The sequence below is a fragment of the Photobacterium halotolerans DSM 18316 genome, from assembly GCF_000425165.1.
Classification (GTDB): Bacteria; Pseudomonadota; Gammaproteobacteria; order Enterobacterales; family Vibrionaceae; genus Photobacterium; species Photobacterium halotolerans.
The window spans coordinates 86,079-104,660 of record NZ_AULG01000017.1 but is presented as its reverse complement, the minus strand read 5'-3'; the positions used below and the strand labels follow the sequence as shown (position 1 = coordinate 104,660).

Below are 18,582 nucleotides of genomic sequence, written 5' to 3'. Positions count from 1 at the left end.
GCTAAATTTTCTTCCGGCTGTGAGCCAGATCACAAGCAATCAGCGGGAAATATTCTTGTTTTAGAGCGTTTTACCGGAGCAATACTTTGCACTTTAAAGATCTTGGTCTTGATCAGCGACTGTTGAAAAAATTGAATCATATGGCCTTCTCGCAGGCGACAGAAATCCAGCAGCAAGCTATTCCTGTTGCGATTGCTGGAAAAGATTTGCTGGCTTCCTCGAAAACCGGTTCCGGTAAAACTCTGGCATTTTTGCTGCCGGCCATGCAGCGCATGTACCGCGGTAAACCTTTTACCAAGCGTGACCCGCGAGTGGTCATTCTGACACCGACCCGCGAGCTGGCAAAGCAGGTTTATGCACAGTTACGCACCCTGAATGCCGGTACACCTTATGACAGCACGCTGATCGTAGGTGGCGAGAACTTTAATGATCAGGTAAAAGCGCTGCGTAATGACCCAATGTTTGTGGTGGCAACACCTGGCCGTTTAGCGGATCATCTGGAGCACCGCAGCACCCACCTGAACGGTCTGGAAATGCTGATCATGGATGAAGCGGATCGCATGCTGGATCTGGGTTTTGCGCCGGAGTTGCGTAAAATTCACCAGGCCGCTGATCACAGACGCCGTCAGACCCTGATGTTTTCCGCCACATTAGATGATCCGGAAGTGATTGATATCGCATCTGAAATGCTGAATGAACCTAAGCGTATTGCTGTTGGTCATGCGGCTCAGGACCATGGTGATATTGAGCAACGCTTTATCTTGTGTGATCACCTGGATCACAAGCAGGCTATTTTGGATCGCTTGCTGGAGCAGGAAAATTATGACCAGGTCATTATTTTTACCGCGACTCGCGAAGACACAAACCGCCTGACTGAGTTACTCAATGAACGCAAACTCAAAGCGGTGGCCTTGAGTGGTAACCTGAATCAAACGCAACGTAACAACATCATGAGCCAGTTTGAGCGCAATGTTCACAAGATTCTGGTGACGACGGATATTGCATCGCGTGGTTTGGATATCAGTAAAGTCTCACACGTGATTAACTTTGATATGCCCAAGCATGCCGAAGAATATGTTCACCGTATCGGACGTACTGGCCGGGCCGGTAATAAAGGTGACGCGGTGTCGCTGGTGGGACCGAAAGACTGGAAAAGCTTTAAGAATGTGGAAGCTTTCCTGCAGAAACAAATCAGTTTCACCGCCTTGGAAGGGCTGGAAGGTAAGTTTAAAGGGCTGAAACCTGCGCCTAAGAAAACTTATCAGCCGAAGAAAAATACCAAGGCGAAACCTCAGCAGGATAAAGCCAAAGCGGCGTCTAAACCGAAGAAGAAGCTGGATAAACGCTTCTACGACAACATGGCTGTCGGGGACAATGTCTTCATGCCGAAAAAGAGAAAACCGGCAGAGCCGTCAGCAGATGACGAATAACTGAAGAACAGAACTGAAGAAAAACAGGCCAGCTTGCACTGGCCTGTTTTTTTATGCGTTAACTTTTTATGCGTTAACCATGCGGTTTTGACAGGTGTTGAACAAGGGCTCTGACAAACCGGGCAGCTTCGCCCCCGGTGCAGGCTCTGTGATCAAAGGTCACTGACAATGGCATGGCTTTTACAGAAAGCGGTTTATTATCTTTCATCACGAGTTTATCAATGAGCCGGCCGGCCCCTACAATGGCCACCTGTGGCGGAGTGACGACCGGCGTTGCATAAATGCCCGCAATCGCACCGAAGTTAGACAGTGTGATGGTGGCATGCTGAAACTCTTCCCGGCCTATTTTCCTGGCCCTGATACCTTCTGCTGTTTCGTCTATCCAGCGCCGGATGGCTTTGGGATTCAGACTGCCTGCATCCCTGAGTACCGGAACATACAGACCATGCGGACTGTCTACCGCGATACCAATATTGACTTTATTGTGCACGCAGCGCGTCATGGTTTCGGCATCAAACCAGGCATTCAAAGCCGATTCTTGTTCACAGGCAGAGACGATGGCCTGAATAATACGGGTGGTGATGTCTTCGTCTTTCGGCCATTTGTCCAGCAGTGCTTCTTCTGTGATGGTAACCGCAGCGACCTGCTGATGGGCTTCTGTCATGCTGCCGACCATAGTACGGCGAGCGCCTTTTAGCACTTCAGTGCCCGGCAGTTGCTGATCGCAGGCCCGGTAGACATCGGCTTCGACAATGACGCCATTAGGTCCGCTTCCGTTGATCTGCTTAAGGTTTACCCCCAGTTTCTGAGCCAGCATGCGGGCGGCAGGTAAGGCGCTGATCTGTTCTGATGATGGTTTTACCTGACTGCCAACCCAAAATTCATCAACGCTGACGCTCTGTGCGTGGTGAGAAACGTTGCCCACCACAGTGGCGGCATCGGCACGTTGTTCTTTTTCCGATTGGCTGGCTTTTTCAACACCGGCATCGGTAGAATTTGTTTCGTCGATTTCCAGCAGCAGGCTGCCTATAGTAATGACATCGCCTTCGTTGCCGTGTCGGCTTACGATGGTGCCACTGTAGGGCGCGGGTACTTCAACCGTGGCTTTTGCTGTTTCAACTGTCAGCACGACCTGATCAACTTCCACGGTATCGCCAACGCTGACATGCCATTCAATAATTTCAGATTCGGCGAGTCCTTCGCCCAGATCCGGCAAGGAAAACGTCTTCATTTCCATCCCTCCACAAGTTGTTTGGCCGCAATGACAATATCGTCTTTATTAATCATGAAATACTCTTCATTGCGGTAATAAGGCATGACAGTATCCATACCCGTTACCCGAATGGGTGGCGCTTTTAACAGGCACAATGCCTTCTCAGACACCTGTGCCAGCAACTCGGCACCGACACCACAGGTTTTACTGGCTTCATGCACCACCAGCAATCGACCGGTTTTTTCCAGCGAGGCAATAATGGTATTAATGTCGATGGGTTTGATTGAGGCCAGATCAATGACTTCGGCTTCAATGCCCATTTTGGAGAGTTCATTCACTGCGTCCAGGCTTTCGACAACGCAGGCTCCCCAGGTGACTAATGTCAGATCTCGTCCTTTACGCAGTGTGAAACAGGTATCGAGCGGAAGTGCTTCGCCGTTGTCGATGACCTCTGATTTTACTGTCCGGTAGATGCGTTTAGGTTCGAAGAACATAACGGGGTCATTACTGCGGATAGCCGCGAGCAGCAGGCCATAGGCACGTTTCGGTGATGAAGGAATAACCACTTTCAAACCCGGAGTGTGGGCAAAAATCGCCTCAACACTTTCTGAGTGATGCTCCGGGGCATGAATTCCACCCCCGAAAGGAGCGCGGAAAACGGCCGGGCAGGTGAGCCGGCCACGGGTACGGTTACGCCAGCGAGCAGCATGGCAGATCAGATGTTCAAGCGCAGGGAAGACAAAGCCCTGAAATTGAAATTCAGCGACCGGGCGTAACCCCTGGCTTGCCATCCCTATAGTGACACCGCCAATCAGAGATTCAGCTAATGGTGTGTCAATCACACGCTTAAGACCAAATTCCTTCTTCAGACCTACGGTGGCACGAAAGACACCGCCGTTATCACCCACATCTTCACCCAGTATGACCACGTTGGGATCCCTGGCCATTTCGTGATGCAGAGCGAGGTTGACGGCTTCCAGCATGGTAATCTCAGCCATGACGACCTCCCTGCATGCGCATTGCTTTATTGATAATGGCATCCCGCTGGGGATGCATGTCATCAGTGGGTTGTTCATACAGATAATCGAAAGCAGCCTCAGGAGGTTGAGGAGCAATGGCAAGATAGCGCTCTACGGCTTCTTCCACGATTTTACGGCACTGAGCCAGCCAGTGTTTTTCATCGTCTTCAGACCAGGCGCTTTGCGACACAAGAAACGCTTTCAGGCGTTTGACCGGCTCATACTGCCAGGCTTGCTGCAGTTCATCTTCACTCCGGTAGCGGCTGGCATCGTCAGCGGTAGTGTGATCACCTAAGCGATAACTGACGGCTTCAATTAAGGTCGCACCTTTACCTTTTCGCGCTCGGTCCAGACTTTTGATAATGATGTCATACATGGCGATGATGTCATTACCGTCGACAGTGATGCCGGGTATGCCGGCCCCTTTGGCTTTATCCGACAGAAACTCGGCGCCGCACTGTAACTTGCGGGGCACAGAAATTGCCCACTGATTATTGTTAATCACAAACACCAAAGGGATGTTCCAGGCACCGGCGCAATTGATGGATTCTAAAAAATCCCCTTTTGATGTTGCACCATCACCACAGGTGACGAGTGCAGCATGATGGCCACCCTGGATTTTCAGTGCCGCTGCAACGCCAACAGCATGCGTGCATTGCGTGGCAATAGGCACACAAAAAGGCAGATCACGACAGGGCTGGTCGTTAAACGCGAAATCGCTGCCTCGCTCGTCACCGCCCCAGTATTGGAGATTTTTTTCCATTACTATTCCGCGCGCCCACATTGCAGGCATGTCGCGGTAGTAAGGCACAAACACATCGTCTTGTCTGAGGGCGCGGCCAACAGCAATACCTATGGCCTCGGATCCTAAATGGGATGGGTAGGTCCCAAGTTTACCTGTGCGCTGAAGCGCGACAGCTTTATTGTCGTAAACTCTGGTCAGCACCATGTCCCGGTAAAAGCCTTGCAGCGTAGGGATATCCGCCCATGCCGGGAGAGGCGAGAGCAGTTGCCCCTGATAATCTAAGTAGCGGTGCATGCTTGTGGCTTGAACATTCATATCAAGCTCCTTCTGTCACTGCCCGAAACCATTAGGGCAGAAAAGTCACTATTGTTAATTGTGTATTGCTAACCCTGGCTATCCCATTCATCTTCAATGTTGCAATAAGTTTCGCTGCAACCTGGCATTTTTGGGTATAGTAGGTGTTTTACATACATGGAGTGGCGAACACTTCTAATTGTAATCAAAGTGTTAAAAAATGCGTTGGTAGCGCATTGCCAACATAGTAAAGAATTCGGTACAGCAGGTTATTTTCCAGTGTTAAATGCTGTATTTTTATGGGTGTCAGGGAGATGTTTGGATGAAGTTGATTGGAATCGCCAGACGTAAAGCGTCACGTGCTGTTATGGAAGAATTAAATCAAGTCAATGTAAGCTGTGAAAACGGTGTAGAAGGTGACTTTCGTGGTAAACCCGGTAAGCGACAGGTGACAGTATTGTCGCTTGATTCCTGGCAAGATGCCTGTGGTGAAGTGGGGGAGACATTGCCCTGGACCATCCGCCGAGCCAATCTGCTGGTGGAGGGGATACGCTTTTCCGAACGCAATGTCGGCGATGTCATCGCGATTGGTAGCTTGCAGCTTCAAATTACACGAGAAACCGATCCCTGCCCCCGTATGGATGAGCAATTTCAGGGGATGACTCAGGCGCTCAGGCCGGAATGGCGCGGTGGAGTATGCTGCCGTGTGTTATCAGACGGCGATATTCAACTGGGGAACAGTGTGCAGCTTGTTACTCAGGCTGAGTCTTAGGTTTCTCAGGCGTCGGTTTCTGTGTCATAGTTTTCACAGACGCCGTTTTCTCAATAGATATCAAGATGTCTCAGTGCTAAGAAATCGCGGTCTTTGGGCGTGTTGAACAGGGTATTTCAGGCATACTTTTCTATATATGAAGGGCAGCAATGTGCTGACGCTGCCCGGATTCAGGAACGGGAAGTGTGAGAAATGAAGTTGTATTTTATTGTCTTTATTGCCTGCTTTACTGCATCTGCCTGTTCTTCTCAACGTGGTGGCGATAATGTCTATGCCCAGCAAGAGAGATATGTGCAGCAGGCATGTTACAGTCATTCAGCCATAGACAGTTACGCTGAGAACTTCAACATTTTCCTGACTGAGCGAAAAAAGGAACTGAAAGTTCTTCGGCCAGAGCTAAGTTCGGAAAATTACCAGCAGTTGGATACAGCGTTGAATCATTTTGCTGACTATTGGCAAACACTGAACGACGAGAGAGATCTTGCGTGTGAAGAACAGGCTGCCTGCGAGTTCATGCAGCTGAAATCGCCCCAGATAAAAATAGCCGATTCTGAAATGTGTGATGGCTCTAAGTTCATGTACAGTGTCAGTCGGGCCAAGATTATCTCATTTTTCAGCGATATTGAACGGCTTCAGTTGCAGCGCACTGATTTTTGAATTTGGCGGCAGAAACAGCGGCTTGTCCCACTCTGTGATATTGAGTTAAGTTAACGGGGCTGGTACTTGCCGTTATCCTGGTTTTTTATAAGTTGTGGTATACTGGCGAAAATTTGTATCAGACGGCCTGTCTGAGCAACAAAGAGCAGGCCGGGAAATAGGGAAAACATGCCAAGCTTTACTGTGAGCTGCCCACATTGTCAGAAGGCAGTGTCTCTGCAGACCTCTTCGTTGTCGAATACCGTCTCATGCACACATTGTTCCAGAGCAGTGTTGGATAGCGGCCCGGTTGAAGCAGACAGTAAGAACTTTGCTATGCTGATTCAAAGTCCCAAACCGGTGGTAGTGACGTTTTGGGGTAATAATTGTGCTCCCTGTCAGGCATTTAAGCCAGTGGTTGAGCAAGTCGCCAAACAGAAAAAGCAATACCGTTTTGTCAGGGTGAATGTTAATCAGCATCCGGATCTGGCAAAGCGCTACAGAGTAAGAGGTGTTCCGACTGTTCTGGTTTTCAGAAAAGGGCGCCAGCAGGCTACCTTGAACACCGCATTACGAAAACCTGCGTTTTTGCAATGGCTTGAAGAAGCACTCGATTGAGTGTCGGCCACCAAAGCGAGTTTCGCAGGTTCATTAAATCGTCATGCTTCAATGGTTGACTGACTATAGGTCAACCGTTTAAAGCTGATACTGATATCAACACTTTGGGAAAAATGAGGAGGAATTTATGGCTATCAGCCGTAAAATTAGTAAGGAACGTCTGGCACTGAAAATGTCTCTTGCCGGTACGGTCCTGCTTGCCACTATGGGTATAGGTTATGGGTTGTATGTGGGATCTAGTGCGATTCTGCTCGACGGCATGTTCTCTTTTCTGAGTATGGGTATGACAGGCCTGAGTCTGTATACCGCCTACCTGGTCTCAAGACCGGACGATAACCACTTCCAGTTTGGTTACGCCCACATCGAACCTTTGATCAATGTCGTCAATGGCTTGCTCATCTTGGTAACCTGTTTGTTTGCACTCGTTAGTGGTGTGCAAACCATTGTCAACGGTGGCCATGAAGTTGTGCTGGAACATGCAATGGTATACGCAGTGTTGTCTACCATCAGTTGTTTTGGCATCTATTTCACGGAAACTCACATTGCCCGTAAGGTAGACTCCGAACTCGTTCGGGTCGACTCACAGGAATGGTTGGTCGATGGCATCTTGAGTGCCGCAATTTTAGTTGGTTTTATGCTGGTAATGGTGTTCGACAAAATAGGCTATTCACATTGGAATGCTTATGTCGATCCCATTCTGGTCTCTGCAATGGCGATTGCTGCGTCGGTCCTGCCGATTAAGGTTTTACGCCGTAACTTGCGTGAGGTGCTGTTGGTTGCTCCTCATGATCAGGTGCAGAACCGGGTGGATAGTGTGATTGAAGATCTGTCTAAACAGTACAACTTCGATGACTATACTCACCATTTTGCTAAAACAGGTCGTCAGTACGATCTGGAAATCAACATCCTTGTAAAAGACGATAAATACTGGACCACAAAGCGCCAGGACAAGATTCGTCAATTATTGTGGGATAAATTGAAAGGCGAGCTGGGTGATACATGGCTGTCTGTCACATTTACCGGTCAAAAACGCTGGCTGTAATGCATCAGGCAGATAGATAAATGAAATGCGGTCCACTCGGGCCGCATTTTTTATTAGTTAAACTTATATCAAAATCAAAGAATCATAAGGCAAATTTTGCTGGAACTTTGTGCGAATAAAGCGCAAAATACGCGTGGCTAAAAATTAGTCGCCGGAATGTTATAGCAAACTTTCAGTTGGAAAGCCGGATTTGAACCTTTTTCTCAGTATGCTATTGATACTGAGTCCCTTTCGGATGTGCTGCCTGAACTGATAACCGCCTGACCGGAGACTGAAAAACTACTTTTATGTAGATTTTAGCTGCTCTGTTTATTTTTTCTTGGCTGGTCGTTTAAGACTGCAGTGATTATCTGAATTTGGGGAAAGTTATGTTCGAGACACTACTGGTAATGGCGTTTATTGTTGGCGGGATTGTGGTTGTATTAAAAGAAAAGAAAACCTGCAAGAACATTAACTACTCCAGTAAATCACTGTAAGTTAGCACAGAGATTCACTAACATCTGGCGGTATAAGAACGCCTCCTTACATATCAATCCCTGAGCATTGCTCGGGGATTTTTTTTACAGATTTTCAGACAAAAATCAGGCAATTAACTGTACAGAAATTCACCTGTATGGTGCCAAAAATCTGTCGGTGAGAAGCTCCGGGCTGGCAAGTATGGGCATGCTGACCAAAAGTGAAACACTGGAGTTTATGTAATGAAGTGTTTTCGATATTATTGCCATGAATGCAAACTTTTACTTTTCATAAACATCAAGGATAAGTCGAGATGGCAGCTAGTTCTCGAAAAACGACAAAGGGAGAGCTTACCCGACAAAAAATCATTGAAGCAACATTGGATTTGATTGCGACTACAGGCTTAAACAGCCTCTCACATCGGAATATTGCTAATGCTGCTCAGGTTCGGTTATCACTGACCAGTTATTACTTTGAAAGCATGGATCATTTGATTCTTAGCGCATTTGAAGAATTTGCCCAGCGTGAAGTGAAACAGATTGAATGGATTCAGGAACAAGTGGACAAGATACTCAGGGAATACCTAGCAAAAGGAACGACCGAGGATCGTGAATCATGTGTTCTGCAGCTAACCGAATTGTTAACACAATACATTTCGACGGAGTTGACAGATGAGGCGCGCCGTAAGCAACTGACAATTCGCTGCCATTTTCTGTTTGCGCTTGGGCAGTCTGAGATGCTGGTCAAGCGAGTCAGTGAGTATAAGTTGCAAGTGATGCGTTTGATCGAAAAGACGGCTGAATTGATAGGCAGCCCGTATCCTGAAATTGATGCTAACCTGGTCATTTTTACCTTCAGGGAGTTCGAGTTTGCTTTGGTCAGTGGTGACCAAAACTTCAATCAGGATATTGTGTCGAAAACGTTAAAACGATTATTGTCGACACTTATTGCTAACGAATAATCCTAACTTTTGAACTGATTTTTTTCGTTTCCTTTACCCTCTTCTTTTCGTAGCTTGACCTATAACAGCCGCTGTGTACCACTTCCGGCGGCTTCTTCGCTTAACTCCGCATTTTAACTGGCTTCATCAATCTGAGTTGTTTGAATCACAGCCACATATCCTGCAGCGACAACAACGCCCGGTCATCCGGGCGTTTGTATTTCGCTGAGCTGAATGGGACACCCAACAGGTAAAAAAGCACTAGTGTGTTTTTTCCTGCCATTCATGTTGCAGTCGGCGAATGGCTTCAGAGCGCTGTTTCCATTCAGTCGTTCTTATCATCTCTGCGTATTGTGGAAATGGCTTTTTGAGTAAGTGATTAAGCACGGGTGTCTGGGTTTGTGGCAATGCTTCAAGTGCCTCAATCGCTCCACTGCGGTTATTACATAACATCACCATATCGCAGCCGGCTTGCAGAGAAGCAACAGCACGATCGCCGTAGGAGCCCAGTACATCGGCACCTTTCATGTTCAGATCATCTGAAAAGATAACCCCTTTAAAGTTAAGCTGTTGCCGAAGCACCTTCTTTAACCAGTATTCCGAGCCGCTGGCGGGCTTATCATCGTAGGAAGGATAAATCACATGGGCTGGCATCATGGCATCGAGTAATTGTTCCTCGATTAATGCTTTAAATACCGACATATCACGAACGGTAATATCACTGCGCTCATCAACAGGGGTTTCATGATGCGAATCTGCGATAACGCCACCGTGTCCGGGGAAATGTTTACCTGTTGCCGCCATTCCTGCCTCTTTCATACCGCGTATAAACTCACTGGCAAATTGAATGATTTTTTCAGGCTGATCTGAAAACGCGCGGTCTCCAATGGCTTTACAGTCAAAGCCGATATCCAATACAGGAGCCAGGCTGAGATCGATATCCATAGCCAGTAATTCCGCGGCCATCAGCCAGCCCCCCTGACGGGCAAGGTTGACTCCATTGTCGGCCGTTGCAAATGCCCGGGCAGGAGGCAGTAAAGTAAAACCCTCACGAAAGCGTTGGACTCGTCCGCCTTCCTGATCCACCGCAATGATCAAAGGACGTTTTGCTGCCTGACGAATGGATTGTGTCAGAGCAAACAACTGCTCTTTGTCGTGGTAGTTGCGGGCGAAAAAAATGACTCCGCCTACTGTGGGGTGTTGAAGAATTTCACGCTCTTCGGCATCAAGTTCGAAACCTGACACATCTAGCATTAAAGGCCCCATGGTGGCACTCCGTTTTGACTGCATCTCAGAAGAAACATAGCTTTTAGAAAGCATTAAGTTATCACAAGCTGATCAGAGTCAAAACCGCATTTTGCTGATTGAAGATGGCGTCAGTTAACTGATTATTGTGGCATTGTTCACTATGTAAAACATTGTGTTTCACTTATTTCATTTATTATGTGATTAATATCAATTTATTGGGCGGGCAGAGTGATTAGACTTCGGCATTCATCGCACCGGCAATATCCAATAAGCGTTTTCAGAGGTCTTAACATGTCAGCATTAATCGCTATAGCAATAACAACCGGTCTGTTATCTGGTCTGTGGGGCTGGGTAGCGGTTTCACTTGGCTTGTTGAGCTGGGGCGGATTTTTGGGGTGTACCACCTATTTTGCGGCACCTCAGGATGGCTTAAAGGGCATGGGTATCAGTATGGCGACCAATGTGAGTGGTGTCGCCTGGGCAATGTTGATCATTCACGGCTCAACATGGATAGATATTGAGTTGTTCGGCTACATCGCGACGGGTATTATTTCATTTCTGATGTGTGTGCAGGCAAAGCGTGAGTGGCTGAGCTTTATTCCGGGCACATTTATCGGCTGTTGTGCGACATTTGCTGCCGCGGGTAACTGGCAACTGGTTATCCCTTCGCTAATGCTCGGCGTGGTATTTGGTTATGCGATGAAAACATCCGGTTTGTGGCTGAAGGCGCAAAGTGAAAAACGCGCGCAGAAGGCAGCGTTTAAGTCTGAACTTGCGCCCGCCGCTGCCTCTACAAAATAAACGGTTATAGTGAGGGAAGTACCTCACCCTTGTGCTGCTGACAAAAAGCAGACAGTGATGCAGAAGTCCTTCCTTTTTTGACCAGAATACAGACGCGGACAGCCTGGCTGAGCAGGGCATCCGCTTTTTGCAACAGATTCTCCTCACTGCAAGCTTCACGATCAGCATCTCTGCGGCAAAGATCAATGAAATCAGCCTGACTCTCTTCATCGGTGTAAAGCACCATTTCGGCCTGCTGCATCAGTCGCAACGCTTTCAATGTCAGCATTTCAACATCTGCGCCGGTTTCTATCACACAGACTGTTCCTGTTGCCTGATTGTCTTGGGCCAGTAGCTGGACAAACGCTGCTTCAAGCACCTCAACAGACTGGGCATTTTCTACCTGAGGCAAGCGGAAGAAGAGCTCCCAAAAGTGTCTTCGTTTATCGACGGTATCGTAATGTTGTTTCAGGCGGTTTCTTTGTTTTCCTGCGAAATCTGCCAGAAGAGACAAATTTTGCGCGAGCTGGGTTTCCAGCTTTTCTCTGAGGTAACGTACGAGTACCGGTGAAGCGCCACCACTGGATATGGCCACCTGAATGGGGGAGCGATCTATCATGGATGGGGTAATAAAATCGCAATGGGCAGGATCGTCGACGGCATTAACCCAAATTTTCTTCTGCTGGGCATCATGAAAGATACGCTTATTCAGCTCGCGATCATCCGTCGTTGTCCACACCTGATAATAGCCCCCCAGGCTTCCCGGCTGGTAAGATTCTGCCAGCCAGCGCAGTTTTTGCTGGCTGGCCAGCTTTTGTAAAGCAGGATGCAGGCGTGGCGATATCAGCGTGATTGCTGCGCCTGCCCGCAATAAAAGATCGACTTTACGACAGGCAACTTCTCCGCCACCTATGACCAGTACTGGTTTGTTGTGTAATTGGGTGAAGACCGGAAAGTAGTCCATATTCGCGTCCTTGCAAAAAATCAGAAAAGTGCGGGCACTGAGTTCAGGGACATTAACCCGATGAACAATCGGATTCAAGCTCAGCCTGCTTCTGTTTACTGTGGCAAGTGGCTGGATTACTGAGAAAAAGGTTTAGTCTGATCGTATTACCTGCTATCACTATCACCATGTAGGAGTGATAACCTGAGTGGCTGCGAGGAACACAGTTCTCTGGTTTCATACAAACAGCTGAATTTCATAGGGATAGGTGCTTAGAGTATGGCAAAGAATTCATTATCGTCGTCTGTTGTCAGTGCTGACTGGTTGCTGGAGCATGCCGATGCGGAAAATATTGTGATACTGGATGCGAGCTGGTTCATGCCGGGCAGTGGCCGTGATGCCAGAGCTGAGTGGGTGAGTGAACGTATTCCCGGTGCTGTTTTTTTCGATTTCGATAAAGAGATATGCGATAAGGATTCCAGCCTTCCGCATATGTTGCCCGGTGCAGAGCAGTTTGCCAGCCAAGTGTCGGAGTTAGGTATCAGCAACAAAGACACTATCGTTGTTTATGATTCTCACGGACTGTTTTCATCACCGCGCGTGTGGTGGATGTTTAAAGTGATGGGGCATGACAAGGTCGCGGTGCTGGATGGCGGATTGCCTGCCTGGAAAGCGAGCGGGGGCTCGTTAGAATCGGGTGTCGTGACTGAAGCACCGGAGATAGGGCAATTTTCTGCCCAGTTCAGATCTGAATGGGTGATTGATGCTCAGACATTGATGGGAAAATTAGCAGACCCTCAGGTTGTGGTGCTGGATGCACGCCCCGCGGCACGTTTTTATGCCCAGCAGCCAGAGCCGAGAGAAGGCATACGCAGTGGCCATATGCCGAATGCCAAAAGCCTTCCGTTTGGTCAGTTGGTAAAAGACAACAGGTTGGTGTCACAATCAATACTGAAACAACGTTTTGATGCGATTTCAGAACACGATCAGCAGCTGATTTTCAGTTGCGGTTCCGGGGTAACGGCGTGCATTCTGGCTCTGGCGGCTGATGTAGCGGGTCGGAAAAACCTGACTGTCTATGACGGTTCCTGGACGGAATGGGGGGCTGGCATGAAATATCCGGTAGTATCCTGAGCGAACAATGGCTTACCTGATTTTTCAGGTAAGCCAAAGGTTGTTTGTTGTTTAATGCACCACGGGAATGTAACCGCGATCATGCAATATTTTCTGGCTGTTTTCGGACAGGAGGTAATGGAGGAAGTCACGACCATCCGATGTGATCTTTTTGCTTTTATAAAGCATGATGAAAGGACGGGAGATTTTATACTGTCCCGATTCCAGGTTGGCCAGGCTGGGTGAGATACCTTCAAAAGCCAATGGTTTTACCGAATCATCAACAGAGCCGAGCGACATATAGCCAATGGCGTGCTTGTTTCTGGCGATCAGGCTTTTTACCATGCCATTAGTGTTAACCACCAGAGCTTTAGCATTGATATCAGAGACGCTTTTATCACCAATAGTACGTGTCAGACCCATAAAATCTTCAAAAGAAAACCGTGAACCGGAAGCGTTTTCTCTGCTGACAACCGCAATGGGGAGGTCATCGCCACCGACTTGTTTCCAGTTGGTAATTTTCCCCTGATAAATCCCCATAACCTGTGCTTTGCTCAGAGTGTCGATCGGGTTGTTTTTGTTGACGACCAGCGCGATGCCATCATGGGCAATTAATGTGGTTGATACATCCGGACGTATCTCGTCTTCTTTCAGAAATCGCGAACTCATTCCGAGCTCAGCGGCATCTTGTTTGACTGCTGAAATGCCAGCAGATGATCCAGTCCCTTGCACGGCAATGGAAGCATCGGAATGTTGCTGCTCATATTGCTCAGCCAATATCTCAAGTATATGACTGACAGATGTGGAACCTGATACGGTAACGGTTTTGGCATTAGCCTGAATGGGTAATAGGGTAATAACGGCCAATAAAGAAGCCAGGCGAAGCAACATTGCGTCTCTCCAAAATTGAACTACGGGGGAAGACGCTATGGTATGACGAGGATATGACAGAATTGTGAATCTGAATCGAGGTTACTCGACACGGCTTTTTTGCTCTTTTTCCTGATACATGGCGCTATCTGCTTTAGCGAGCAGTAAGTCCGGATCACTGAGGTTGCCAGGATGGAAAGGAACAAGGCCGACACTGATGCCAAGTTTGAATGTGTCTCTTAGATCTTGAGTTTGCTCATATAACTGATCAAGCCACTCCTGGCTTTGACATTGATCTTCACTGGGCAGTAGAACAATGAATTCGTCACCGCCTATGCGATAGACCTGACTGCCGGTTGGTGAATGCCTGAAAATGATATTGGCGATTTCAATCAGCACTAAATCTCCCTGCCGGTGACCAAGACGGTCGTTAACCTGTTTGAAATTATCTACATCAATGTAAGCCATAATGCCGCGATTAAGGTTAATCGCCATGTGATCAAATCGTCTGAAAAGTGAGCGTCTGTTTTGCAATCTGGTCAAGTCATCTTGCAAGGCCTGCCGGCTGAGTTCCAGCTCCAGTTGACGGGATTTAGCAATTTGCTGCTTGAGTTTTTGTATTAATTTACGGCGTTGATGCAAAAGTCTAATGAAGCAGAAGCACAGTAAAAAAACACCAATATTGCTGAATACATCATCGGCGCGTATCAGCAACCAGTGAGTTGCAAGCTCCGGAATGTCGTCAAGAAGATCTGCAATTACACCAATCCCGTAGGTACAGGCAGACAGAAGTAATAAAAACTTCATTTCTTTACTGGCGACTTCGCGGACCAGCAGGATAATCAGCACCAGTGTCAGGCTCGAAGTAACCGCATCCAGGTTACCTTGCATGGGGATAAAGGTGGTTATCAGCACCCCAAAACATACAAAAATTGTCAGCCCGACAGGCAATTGAGAGATCTTCTTCATAATTGATTAAAATACTAACACGATGATTTGTGTTGAGATAGCGCAATGTAATAACAAATCGAGACATAGTCCCCATCCTGAACATGTAGCGTAACCCATTACATTCTGTGATCCTGTGCTCACCCTGAGTGCATCAAAAATGAAATCAATGATTGATCTATGTTGGTTGCCTACCCAGTTTGATATACCCTGTTTGTAACAAAATATGTATATTAACATACTTGTAACAATGTGTTTTTTACAGCTATTCTGTGGCTAGAATGAGATTTTTCAGCTCCACCCATTTCATTTCTACATCAGACCCTATTGCCTCGAGGAAATGACCAATATGCTATCTATGGCGGCCAATAGCCTACCCAATAAAGCGCTGCTTGCTGAGCGGGTAGAGAAACTGATCCAGGCTCTGTCAAACGGGGTCTATGAAAGAGAGCATACCATTCGCCTGTGTCTGCTGGCGGCGTTGTCTGGTGAGAGTGTCTTCCTGCTGGGTCCTCCCGGAATAGCAAAAAGCCTGATTGCTAAGCGATTGATTGAAGCCTTTGATGGCAGCCGCTTCTTTGATTATCTGATGACGCGTTTTTCAACTCCTGAAGAAGTGTTCGGGCCTTTATCGATTCAGGAACTGAAAGACCACGGCAAATATGTTCGTTTGGTTGATGGCTACTTGCCCACAGCGGAAGTCGTTTTCCTGGATGAAATCTGGAAAGCAGGCCCTGCAATTTTGAATACCTTACTGACTGTCGTTAACGAACGGACGTTTAAAAATGGTCAGGACACGCTGAACGTGCCGATGCGTTTGCTGATTACGGCATCCAACGAATTACCGGATGAAGACAGCGGTCTGGAAGCGTTGTACGACCGTATGCTGGTTCGTGTGTTCGTTAATCGCATACAGGAAAAACAAAATTTCAAAGCCATGCTGCTGGGTGAAGGCCCAGAGATGGCAAGTTTGCCCGCTGAGCTGAAAATTAAAGAAGAAGAATATCAGCAATGGCAGGCATTGATCGATCATATCCAGCTTGATGAGGCGACATTCGAAACCATTTATCAGCTGAAATCCATCATTGAGGAGAAAGTGGAATCGGGCAGCAGCGAGCTTTACATTTCAGACCGGCGATGGAAAAAGTCGGTAAGGCTGCTCAAAGCCAGTGCTTTCTTTAATGGCCGGGACAGTATCAATCCGCTTGATTTGCTGTTGCTGCAGGAGTGTTTGTGGCACAGCCCGGAATCCCGACAGGATATCCGGGAGATCTTACGCGACTTTGCTGTTAATCAAGTCTTCGGGCAGCAAGCCGCGACTCAGCAGGCTGATACGGCGCAGCATCAGATAGAGGAAGTCCACCAGGCGGTTGCCAGCAAGCTGTGCGTGACATTCGGGCATGACACGCTGATGGGCAAGGAAAGATACAAGTACGATTTTTCCGGCGCCAAGCGCTACACGGTTAATAACAACCCGCGCATGATCAAACTGGTGATGCTGCAGCATAATCCTTCCGTTTCTGAACAGGAAACCGGTGATAGCCGCTGGGTGTATGTAGATGGTGATGAGTTCGAGAAAAAGATTAAAGCCGGACAATGCGATATCTATGGCTTTGTTAATAAGAACACGCATTTATGCAGGCTGCATTTTGAAATTGATGCCACAGATCGCCTGGTGATCAAAGATATTGCTAACCGGAATGTGCTGGTTGGCATGGCCGGAGATTACGGAGTCAGCCAGGAACAGCTGGTTGGCTGGCAGCAAAAAGTCGAGCAAGCAACGGATGCCATCAGTGAGGCGGCTCACTTACTGAAACTGGCACGGAGCCGTTTTCACGGGGCACTGCCGCACAACTTCGTTGACCCTGAATTTCCGGTACTGATTGAGCAAAGTCTGGCTACTGCAAGTGATGAAATTGCGACAATCCAGCGGCATTTGGACAAAAGTGCTATGCGTTTAACCCGTCTGACCGAATACTTCGCATAGCCGGGAGGAGACAATGCCAGTCACCGAAGGTATTAATCTGGCTCTGATGCTGACTGAGTCGGGTATCATTGAAAATGCAGTCAACGAGCTGATGACCCGGCCACAGTTGATGATGGCAGCGGACTCCAGTCCGGGAATTAAATCGTCTATGAAGCTGCAGATCGGCAAGTGGCGCAGCTATGTACAGCATCGCATCGCAAAAGTGGATGTGGCCGAGCGCTTCAGTCAGGAGCTGGCTATGTACCAAAAAGTTCGGCAATGGTCTGCGGACACTTTTATGGACAATGCAGAGCAGGTAGTCAGTGAACTTGAAACGACGTCCGGCTTTTATTTTAAAGCACGCCGGTTGCTTGACCATGACCAGAAGAAGCATAACCCCATGTTTCACAGCTACTTTTGTCACCAGTGGTATGAACATTTGCAAGTAGCACTGAAAAAAGCGCAGGAATCTGAGTTAGAGCATCATAAAGAAGCATTGCTGAAAGATCTGTATCAGCGTATTGAAACCATGCAGCAAATGGAAAAAGTTGATGAAACGGGAGATGAAAAACGCGCTGGCCGGCTGTGGGATATGGCAAAAGCCAAACTGACTAAAACGGATGTGGAACGTTTAAAATCTATCGCAAGGTTTCTTCAAAAAAATAATGAAATTCAGGAGATTGCCGACAAGCTAGGCAGAATGGCTAACGAGGTTGATGATCCGAGTCAGGCCAGGGTTCAGACAGAAGAGCTGAAAATGGTCGAAGAAAAGAGTGACAACGTCACTGATGACATAGTGGGCGTGCATCCCAGCGATGATCTGGCGCGTTTACTCCCTAATGAGGCGATGTTTCTTGCCTATCCAGAACTTGAGGTGGTGTTCTACAAGCATCTTGTTGATAAGCGTTTGATGAATTACAGAATGCAGGGGGCTCAGCGCAAACTGCGTAAAGTGAAAGCCTACAGGAAACAAAGTAAGCAGGTCGAACAGGACAAGGGGCCGTTTATTGTTTGCATTGATGCCTCTGGCTCAATGTCCGGTTACCCAGAGCAGTGCGCGAAAGCGTTGGCTTACGGATTGATGCAGATTGCACTTGCCGATGACAGAGACTGTTATGTCATGTTGTTTTCCACCCAGCACATTACGTATGAGCTGACGCGGCAGGATGGCTTAAGTGAAGTGCTGAATTTCCTTTCTTATTCATTTCATGGCGGTACAGATTTAACGCCCGTGCTGGATCAGTCTCTGATGCTGATGAGTGGCGATAAGTATAAAAATGCGGATCTCATCGTGCTGTCCGATTTCATTGCACCGTCGCAATCGCCCGAGATGCAGGAGCGTGTAGCAAAACTGAAACAGCATAAGAATCGTTTCCATGCCGTTTGTCTGTCACGGTACGGCAACCCGGCTTTGATGGAGATGTTTGATACGCACTGGTCTCACCATCCCTCGGCGCTTGGCCGACTTTTCTCTCGTCATATTTCCTGAGTTACCAGCCGCTGTTGCAGGCTGTCATGGTTCTGCACGGCGATCAATCCTGTAGCGAAT

At 47.8% G+C, this 18,582-nt stretch carries 17 protein-coding genes; 10 read left to right on the top strand and 7 right to left on the bottom strand.

The window, feature by feature from the left end; translation table 11 throughout:
- Positions 1–86 precede the first annotated feature (86 nt).
- The gene (locus H511_RS0105270; protein WP_027251365.1) at positions 87–1,430 is read left to right on the top strand and encodes a DEAD/DEAH box helicase; all 1,344 of its coding nucleotides are present in this window, start codon (positions 87–89) and stop codon (positions 1,428–1,430) included.
- A gap of 73 nt (positions 1,431–1,503) precedes the next feature.
- On the opposite strand, the gene H511_RS0105265 is transcribed toward H511_RS0105270, so the two are convergent.
- The 3 genes from H511_RS0105265 to pdhA are packed head-to-tail and all read right to left on the bottom strand — an operon-like array spanning position 1,504 to position 4,722.
- The gene (locus H511_RS0105265) at positions 1,504–2,661 is read right to left on the bottom strand and encodes a dihydrolipoamide acetyltransferase family protein (protein WP_027251364.1); all 1,158 of its coding nucleotides are present in this window, start codon (positions 2,659–2,661) and stop codon (positions 1,504–1,506) included.
- Positions 2,658–3,641 carry an alpha-ketoacid dehydrogenase subunit beta gene (locus H511_RS0105260; protein ID WP_027251363.1) on the bottom strand — a complete coding sequence of 328 codons (984 nt, stop codon included), beginning with the start codon at positions 3,639–3,641 and terminating at the stop codon, positions 2,658–2,660. Before H511_RS0105260 ends, H511_RS0105265 begins: the two co-directional genes overlap by 4 nt.
- On the bottom strand, positions 3,634–4,722 hold the full coding sequence (pdhA, locus tag H511_RS0105255) for a pyruvate dehydrogenase (acetyl-transferring) E1 component subunit alpha (RefSeq protein WP_027251362.1): 1,089 nt from the start codon (positions 4,720–4,722) through the stop codon (positions 3,634–3,636). The genes H511_RS0105260 and pdhA overlap by 8 nt, the downstream gene beginning before the upstream one ends.
- A gap of 301 nt (positions 4,723–5,023) precedes the next feature.
- On the opposite strand from pdhA, the gene H511_RS0105250 reads away from it, so the two are divergent.
- The 5 genes from H511_RS0105250 to H511_RS24035 all read left to right on the top strand — a co-directional run bounded on the left by H511_RS0105250 (position 5,024) and on the right by H511_RS24035 (position 9,186).
- A complete protein-coding gene (locus tag H511_RS0105250) occupies positions 5,024–5,473 on the top strand; it encodes an MOSC domain-containing protein (protein ID WP_027251361.1) in 450 nt (149 codons plus the stop codon).
- Positions 5,474–5,665: 192 nt separating this feature from the next.
- Positions 5,666–6,130 carry a hypothetical protein gene (locus H511_RS0105245; protein ID WP_051287894.1) on the top strand — a complete coding sequence of 155 codons (465 nt, stop codon included), beginning with the start codon at positions 5,666–5,668 and terminating at the stop codon, positions 6,128–6,130.
- Between the two features lie 168 nt (positions 6,131–6,298).
- Complete coding sequence (trxC, locus tag H511_RS0105240) at positions 6,299–6,727, top strand: thioredoxin TrxC (protein ID WP_027251359.1); 429 nt, start codon at positions 6,299–6,301, stop codon at positions 6,725–6,727.
- Between the two features lie 127 nt (positions 6,728–6,854).
- Positions 6,855–7,769, top strand: coding sequence for a cation diffusion facilitator family transporter (locus tag H511_RS0105235; RefSeq protein WP_027251358.1), 915 nt, complete (start codon positions 6,855–6,857; stop codon positions 7,767–7,769).
- A 769-nt stretch (positions 7,770–8,538) separates the two neighbouring features.
- Complete coding sequence (locus H511_RS24035) at positions 8,539–9,186, top strand: TetR/AcrR family transcriptional regulator (protein WP_027251357.1); 648 nt, start codon at positions 8,539–8,541, stop codon at positions 9,184–9,186.
- A 240-nt stretch (positions 9,187–9,426) separates the two neighbouring features.
- Here the strand turns inward: H511_RS24035 and nagZ are convergent, their stop codons facing one another.
- Positions 9,427–10,431 carry a beta-N-acetylhexosaminidase gene (gene nagZ / locus H511_RS0105215; protein WP_027251356.1) on the bottom strand — a complete coding sequence of 335 codons (1,005 nt, stop codon included), beginning with the start codon at positions 10,429–10,431 and terminating at the stop codon, positions 9,427–9,429.
- Positions 10,432–10,704: 273 nt separating this feature from the next.
- Here nagZ and H511_RS0105210 point away from each other — a divergent pair, with 273 nt between their 5' ends.
- Positions 10,705–11,214 (top strand): DUF1097 domain-containing protein, encoded by a 510-nt coding sequence (locus H511_RS0105210; RefSeq protein WP_027251355.1) that lies wholly within the window; start codon positions 10,705–10,707, stop codon positions 11,212–11,214.
- Between the two features lie 4 nt (positions 11,215–11,218).
- On the opposite strand, the gene H511_RS22635 is transcribed toward H511_RS0105210, so the two are convergent.
- On the bottom strand, positions 11,219–12,157 hold the full coding sequence (locus tag H511_RS22635; protein WP_051287891.1) for a precorrin-2 dehydrogenase/sirohydrochlorin ferrochelatase family protein: 939 nt from the start codon (positions 12,155–12,157) through the stop codon (positions 11,219–11,221).
- A gap of 258 nt (positions 12,158–12,415) precedes the next feature.
- On the opposite strand from H511_RS22635, the gene sseA reads away from it, so the two are divergent.
- Complete coding sequence (gene sseA, locus H511_RS0105200) at positions 12,416–13,270, top strand: 3-mercaptopyruvate sulfurtransferase (protein WP_027251354.1); 855 nt, start codon at positions 12,416–12,418, stop codon at positions 13,268–13,270.
- 51 nt (positions 13,271–13,321) lie between these two features.
- Here the strand turns inward: sseA and H511_RS0105195 are convergent, their stop codons facing one another.
- Entirely contained in the window at positions 13,322–14,140 is an 819-nt protein-coding gene (locus H511_RS0105195) for a phosphate ABC transporter substrate-binding protein (RefSeq protein ID WP_027251353.1), read from the bottom strand.
- 81 nt (positions 14,141–14,221) lie between these two features.
- Positions 14,222–15,070 (bottom strand): GGDEF domain-containing protein, encoded by an 849-nt coding sequence (locus H511_RS0105190; protein WP_248616577.1) that lies wholly within the window; start codon positions 15,068–15,070, stop codon positions 14,222–14,224.
- Between the two features lie 346 nt (positions 15,071–15,416).
- Between H511_RS0105190 and H511_RS0105185 the strand changes: the two genes are divergently transcribed.
- Both H511_RS0105185 and viaA read left to right on the top strand, forming a co-directional pair.
- Positions 15,417–17,054, top strand: a complete 1,638-nt coding sequence (locus tag H511_RS0105185) for an ATPase RavA domain-containing protein (RefSeq protein ID WP_027251351.1) — start codon at positions 15,417–15,419, stop codon at positions 17,052–17,054.
- A 13-nt stretch (positions 17,055–17,067) separates the two neighbouring features.
- Positions 17,068–18,522 (top strand): ATPase RavA stimulator ViaA, encoded by a 1,455-nt coding sequence (gene viaA, locus H511_RS0105180; protein ID WP_027251350.1) that lies wholly within the window; start codon positions 17,068–17,070, stop codon positions 18,520–18,522.
- Positions 18,523–18,582 lie beyond the last annotated feature (60 nt).

Coding starts and splice junctions, on each gene's coding strand:
- H511_RS0105185 (WP_027251351.1), top strand. CDS start 15,417: ATGCTATCTATGGCGGCCAATAGCCTACCCAATAAAGCGCTGCTTGCT.
- H511_RS0105260 (WP_027251363.1), bottom strand. CDS start 3,641: ATGGCTGAGATTACCATGCTGGAAGCCGTCAACCTCGCTCTGCATCAC.
- nagZ (WP_027251356.1), bottom strand. CDS start 10,431: ATGGGGCCTTTAATGCTAGATGTGTCAGGTTTCGAACTTGATGCCGAA.
- trxC (WP_027251359.1), top strand. CDS start 6,299: ATGCCAAGCTTTACTGTGAGCTGCCCACATTGTCAGAAGGCAGTGTCT.
- H511_RS24035 (WP_027251357.1), top strand. CDS start 8,539: ATGGCAGCTAGTTCTCGAAAAACGACAAAGGGAGAGCTTACCCGACAA.
- H511_RS0105195 (WP_027251353.1), bottom strand. CDS start 14,140: ATGTTGCTTCGCCTGGCTTCTTTATTGGCCGTTATTACCCTATTACCC.
- H511_RS0105210 (WP_027251355.1), top strand. CDS start 10,705: ATGTCAGCATTAATCGCTATAGCAATAACAACCGGTCTGTTATCTGGT.
- viaA (WP_027251350.1), top strand. CDS start 17,068: ATGCCAGTCACCGAAGGTATTAATCTGGCTCTGATGCTGACTGAGTCG.
- H511_RS22635 (WP_051287891.1), bottom strand. CDS start 12,157: ATGGACTACTTTCCGGTCTTCACCCAATTACACAACAAACCAGTACTG.
- H511_RS0105265 (WP_027251364.1), bottom strand. CDS start 2,661: ATGAAGACGTTTTCCTTGCCGGATCTGGGCGAAGGACTCGCCGAATCT.
- H511_RS0105250 (WP_027251361.1), top strand. CDS start 5,024: ATGAAGTTGATTGGAATCGCCAGACGTAAAGCGTCACGTGCTGTTATG.
- sseA (WP_027251354.1), top strand. CDS start 12,416: ATGGCAAAGAATTCATTATCGTCGTCTGTTGTCAGTGCTGACTGGTTG.
- pdhA (WP_027251362.1), bottom strand. CDS start 4,722: ATGAATGTTCAAGCCACAAGCATGCACCGCTACTTAGATTATCAGGGG.
- H511_RS0105245 (WP_051287894.1), top strand. CDS start 5,666: ATGAAGTTGTATTTTATTGTCTTTATTGCCTGCTTTACTGCATCTGCC.
- H511_RS0105235 (WP_027251358.1), top strand. CDS start 6,855: ATGGCTATCAGCCGTAAAATTAGTAAGGAACGTCTGGCACTGAAAATG.